The organism is Roseinatronobacter sp. NSM, assembly GCF_052379845.1.
Classification (GTDB): Bacteria; Pseudomonadota; Alphaproteobacteria; order Rhodobacterales; family Rhodobacteraceae; genus Roseinatronobacter.
The window spans coordinates 1-5056 of the sequence record NZ_JBQTCF010000072.1; the positions used below are offsets into that span (position 1 = coordinate 1).

At 60.9% G+C, this 5056-nt stretch carries 6 protein-coding genes; 3 read left to right on the forward strand and 3 right to left on the reverse strand.

What is annotated here, in order from left to right; translation table 11 throughout:
• Positions 1-67: 67 nt before the first annotated feature.
• Genes ACTZWY_RS19475 through ACTZWY_RS19485 form a run of 3 tightly spaced genes read right to left on the reverse strand, consistent with a single transcriptional unit; the run spans position 68 to position 2450 of the window.
• Complete coding sequence (locus ACTZWY_RS19475; protein WP_444792363.1) at positions 68-544, reverse strand: SAM-dependent methyltransferase; 477 nt, start codon at positions 542-544, stop codon at positions 68-70.
• Entirely contained in the window at positions 541-1284 is a 744-nt protein-coding gene (locus ACTZWY_RS19480; protein ID WP_444792364.1) for an RlmE family RNA methyltransferase, read from the reverse strand. The genes ACTZWY_RS19475 and ACTZWY_RS19480 overlap by 4 nt, the downstream gene beginning before the upstream one ends.
• A 17-nt stretch (positions 1285-1301) precedes the next feature.
• A complete protein-coding gene (locus ACTZWY_RS19485) occupies positions 1302-2450 on the reverse strand; it encodes a Ppx/GppA phosphatase family protein (RefSeq protein WP_444792365.1) in 1149 nt (382 codons plus the stop codon).
• Between the two features lie 270 nt (positions 2451-2720).
• On the opposite strand from ACTZWY_RS19485, the gene ACTZWY_RS19490 reads away from it, so the two are divergent.
• The 3 genes from ACTZWY_RS19490 to ACTZWY_RS19500 are packed head-to-tail and all read left to right on the forward strand — an operon-like array spanning position 2721 to position 5002.
• Complete coding sequence (locus ACTZWY_RS19490; RefSeq protein ID WP_444792366.1) at positions 2721-3026, forward strand: virulence factor; 306 nt, start codon at positions 2721-2723, stop codon at positions 3024-3026.
• Between the two features lie 38 nt (positions 3027-3064).
• Positions 3065-3988 (forward strand): methylenetetrahydrofolate reductase, encoded by a 924-nt coding sequence (locus tag ACTZWY_RS19495; protein WP_444792367.1) that lies wholly within the window; start codon positions 3065-3067, stop codon positions 3986-3988.
• 24 nt (positions 3989-4012) lie between these two features.
• The gene (locus ACTZWY_RS19500) at positions 4013-5002 is read left to right on the forward strand and encodes a methyltetrahydrofolate cobalamin methyltransferase (RefSeq protein ID WP_444792368.1); all 990 of its coding nucleotides are present in this window, start codon (positions 4013-4015) and stop codon (positions 5000-5002) included.
• Positions 5003-5056 lie beyond the last annotated feature (54 nt).

Sequence of the window (5056 nt, forward strand, 5' to 3'; positions counted from 1 at the left end):
AGCGCAACACCCCCCGCATAAAGCGCAAGGGCAAGCAGCGCGAATTTCAGCACCCCCGCCATATTGATCAGGCTGGCAGATGGTCGGCGCGGGGCATATGCGGCTTTATGTCGACAAGCGGCGTGCCGTCAATGGCATCGATGGCGTCAATGGTGATCCGCCCCGCCGCCATGTCCAGTGCCAGAACCCTGACAACCCCCATCCCGATGGGGTTTGGCCGCGCGGGTGATCGCAGGTTGAACGTCCCCGTCGCGCTGTCGCGGTGGCGTGGCATCTGGCGGATCAGGTCGCGGGGGGCGCGGTCCATCCAGTATAGCAACACCAGCGCATCACCTTGGGAAATCCCCTCCAGCCCCGCGCGAAACAGCGGCGCAATATGCAGGTGCGCAGGTTTGCCCGCCTCGCGGGCCTGGGCAATATTCTTGGGGCAATCTTCCAGCGACCAGTCGCTTTCGATATGGCCAATGAAGGTGATTTCGGCCTGCATGGATAACGGCGCATCAAGCTGCACCTCGCCGGGGCGGGGGGTGAAACGATCTGTCATCCGGGGTCACCTTCTTGCGCAGGCTCAGCGAAACTTCGCCCGCGAAACCCTTGGGCAACAACATATTTTTCGGAACTGTCGGACCGGCTGGCCGGGGGTTTGACATTGGCGACCTTCTTGAAGTTCTGCTTCAGCAGGCGCTGCAAATCCCCTTCGGCCCCACCGGCCAGAACCTTGGCAACAAATGTCCCGCCTTCTTCCAGAACGTCAAAGGCAAAATGCGCCGCCGCTTCGCATAGCGACATGATGCGCATGTGGTCGGTCTGCTTGTGCCCGCTGGACGCGGCTGCCATGTCCGACATGACCACATCGGCCCGCCCGCCCAGCCAGTCCTTGACTTGTTGATCCGCGCCTTCGTCCAGAAAATCCAGCACATGGGCGCTTGCGCCGGGCAGGGGTTCGACATCCTGCAAATCCACGCCCAGCACAAAGCCTATGCGCTTGCCCTTCTTTTCGCCCAGCGAATTTACCCGCGCCACGGCCACTTGCAGCCAGCCGCCCGGTGCGCAGCCCAGATCAACAACCCGCGCGCCGGGCACAAGGAAACGATACTTGTCGTCCAGTTCCAGCAGCTTATAGGCTGCCCGCCCGCGATAGCCATCGCGCCGTGCTGCGGCGACATATGGGTCATTCAACTGCCGTTCCAGCCAGCGGGTGGAGGACAGCTTGCGCCCGCGCGCCGTCTTGACCTTGACCTTCAGTTCGCGGCTGCCGCGACCAGATGTGTTTGGTGTTTTCATGTGTCTTGCGCCTTTCGTCAGGCTTTCATGTCTAGTGCGCCATCGCGGCTCATCTGCGCGTAAAGCAGCCCTTCACGCAACCCGCGATCGGCCACGGACATGCGTTCTGTGGGCCATACGCGCATCAATGCAGTCAGAATCGCGGCGCCCGACATGATTTGCGTGTGCCGGTCGCGCCCGATGCTGGGGTCTTGCCGCCGCCCGATGGGACCAAGCGCCAGATATTCGCGGATGACCTTGTCTACCTGCCCCGAATTCATCACCAGCCCGTCCACCTTGGACCGGTCATAGCGTTTCAGGCGCAGGTAGGACGCGGCCACAGTGGTGATGGTGCCTGATGTGCCGATGATCTGGAATGCCTTGTGTTGCTTCAGGTCGCTATAGGGCGTGAAGGCTTCAAGCTGTTCCTCGAAATACCAGCTCATCAAGGCGAAGCGCGCCGCGTCATCATCCACTTCCGCGAAGTAGTCCTTCAGCGTGGCAACACCCAGCGGCACGCTGATCCAGTCAATGACCTGCGGTTTACCGGCAACAGGGTCGCGGTTGAACGCACCACGATACATGCCCATGATGGCATTTCGCCGCTTTTCGGGGGCCACGCGCGACAGATCAATCCAGACCAGTTCGGTGGAGCCCCCGCCAATGTCGATAACCAAAAGCTGTTCGGTTTCCATGGCCACCAGCGATGCACAGGACACCACAGCAAGGCGCGCTTCTTCTTCGGCGGTAATGATGTCCAGCCGCAGGCCGGTTTCAGCATGGGCACGGCGGATGAAATCGCGGCTGTTGCGTGCGCGTCTGCATGCTTCGGTGGCCACAAGACGCATGCGTGACACCTTGTGGCGTTCCAGCTTTGCGCGGCAAATGCGCAGCGCCTGCAAGGTGCGCTGCATGGGATGATAAGACAGCAGCCCGGAAGATTTCAGGCCGGTTCCCAATTCAACTGCTTTTGAAAAGCTGTCCACGACTTCGAAGTGCCCGCCATGGGGGCGGGCAATCAACATGCGACAGCTATTCGTCCCCAAATCAAGTGCCGCATATAATTGCGGCGGCCTTGGCTTGGGGTGGCGCGGTGCCTTTGCCGATTTTCGGGCAACGGCAACAGGTGCCGCGCCGTGTGTCGAGTTCGGGGAAGCGCCCACGCCTGCGGGACGCTCGGGCGTCATTCTTCGCCCTCCAATATCGTGTTGATATAGAAGGTAATCAACCGACCTGAAATAAGCAAGGGTCTGCGCGTCATGATGGCGCAGGTAATTTGTCGCCACGGTCATAATGAAGTTGAAAGTTTTGACGGTGGCGCGCACTCGCTTTTCGCAAGGGGGCGGGGTAGGTCTGGCGTGTCGGTGGCGTGCATGGGCAGGTCGTAACCGGATGGGACAGCCGCGCGCGCTGCATGGCTAGTCTATGGCCATGAAGGCGCGCAAAAAGGAAGAATAATGGCACAGCTTGTAATCGTTTATTGGCGCGATATTCCCGCACAGGTCATTGTGGGCAAGGGGCGCAAGGCGCATAAGATCCAGCTTTCGGAACGGTTTGAACAGGCGATTGACCGCTGCGCCATGAAGGTGGGCGCGCGCGATGCCGATGCCTATCTGGCGGAATGGCGCAAGGCCCCCCCTGTCGAGGTCGCTGGAAGCGATGAAGATGTCGCGAAAACCACCGCAGAGCAACTGGAAGCGCAGTATGACGCAGACAGGCTGAAGCTGCTGATCGCCAATGACGGCTGGGCGGCGAAAGTCTGAACGCAATGACCCGCCGCCCCCGTGTATTGGAGAGTCTGATGGCGCTTTTTAATTTTCGCAGCCCCCCTGCGCAGGGCCAGCCCGCGCCTGACCGCGCCGCCCTTGAGGCGCTGATGCAGGGCTATTCTATTGAAGTGATGCCCCGCACCGCTGAAAAGATCGCCGATTTCCGCGCCATCCTGCCCGCGGGAACGCGCGTCTATATCGCCCATATCGACGGGACACCCATTTCCGACATGGTGGCCACGGCCGCACGCTTGCGCGCGGCAGGGATGGAACCGATGCCCCATTTCCCCGCGCGCATCATCGCGGACAGGGCCGAATTGTCCGACTGGGTCGCGCGCTATCAAGATGCGGCGGATGTGCGTCAAGCGCTGATTCTGGGTGGTGGCGTGTCCAGTCCCAAAGGGGCGTATGACAATTCCATGCAATTGCTGGAAACGGGTCTGTTTGATGCGTTTGACCGCGTGCATGTCGCGGGCCACCCCGAAGGCAACCGCGACATCGGCCCCGATGGCGGGCATGCCATTATTCTGGACGCGCTGCGCCAGAAGCAGGAATTCGCCCGGTCAACAGGCGTGAAAATGGCCATCGTCACCCAATTCGCGTTCGAGGCAAAGCCGGTTATCGCATGGGCCGATGGCCTGCGCGAACAGGGGGTCACGCTGCCGGTGCATCTGGGCGTTGCGGGGCCTGCCAAGCTGCAGACGCTGATCAAATTCGCGGTGGCCTGTGGTGTTGGCCCGTCGCTGCGCGTGTTGCAAAAGCGCGCCAAGGATGTGTCAAAACTGTTGCTGCCGTTCGAACCCACCGAACTTCTGGCGGACCTGGCCGCGCACAAGGCCGCCACCCCCGATTTCGCACTGGAGCATGTGCATTTTTTCCCGCTGGGCGGGATCAAGGCCAATGCTGACTGGAACATTGCCCATGGTGGGGCTGCCGCCCGACCGGCGCAGCCCTGACCGCCCCCTTATTTCGGAGAGATCATGACCCGCACTGTCCTTGAATCTGCCACCAAAACTGTTGTCATCGGCTTTGATGAACCGTTTTGTGTGATTGGCGAACGCATCAACCCGACAGGCCGCAAGAAGCTGGCCGCGGAACTGGAACTGGATGATTTTACCACCGTGGAACGCGACGCGCTGGAACAGGTGGCCTGTGGTGCCATGGTGCTGGATGTGAATTCAGGGGCGGTTTTCACCAATAAAATGGCCGCAGATCCGCGCTATGCCGACAATAATTTCGTTGAACCCCCGTTGATGAAGGCGCTGATTGAACGGGTGCAGGCCGTGGTCGATGTGCCGCTATGCATTGACAGTTCTGTTCCCGGTGCACTGGAGGCGGGCTTGCAGGCCGCCTATGGCCGCCCGTTGCTGAATTCCGTCACCGGCGAGGAAGAGCGCTTGGAACTGGTGCTGCCCTTGGTCAAGAAATACAATGTGCCCGTGGTTGCCATTTCCAATGATGATACCGGCATTTCCGAAGACCCCGACGTGCGCTTTGCAGTGGCCAAAAAGATTGTCGAGCGCGCTGCGGATTTCGGCATTCCTGCCCATGACATTGTCGTGGACCCGTTGGTAATGCCGATTGGTGCCATGGCCAGCGCGGGGCAGCAGGTTTTCGCGCTGGTGCGGCGTTTGCGCGATGAATTGGGCGTGAACACCACATGTGGCGCCTCCAATATCAGCTTTGGCCTGCCCAACCGCCACGGCATCAATGCGGCCTTCTTGCCAATGGCCATTGGGGCGGGCATGACAAGCGCCATCATGAACCCCGTGCGCTCGGTCGAGATGGAGGCCATTCGCGCGGCCAACATGCTGATGAACCATGACCCCAATGGCGGGGCGTGGATCGGGTTGGCGAAGGTGCTGGAGGCAGTGAAAGAAGGCGTCACATTCGCCGAGGCGTCAAGGGCCGCGATGGATGCAGGCGCGCGCACCGGCGGGCGGCGCGGGGGGCGGCGGTCACGGGGGTAAGGCCCACCCTTCCACATTACTGGCACAGAAAAAACCCGCCCAAAAGGCGGGTTT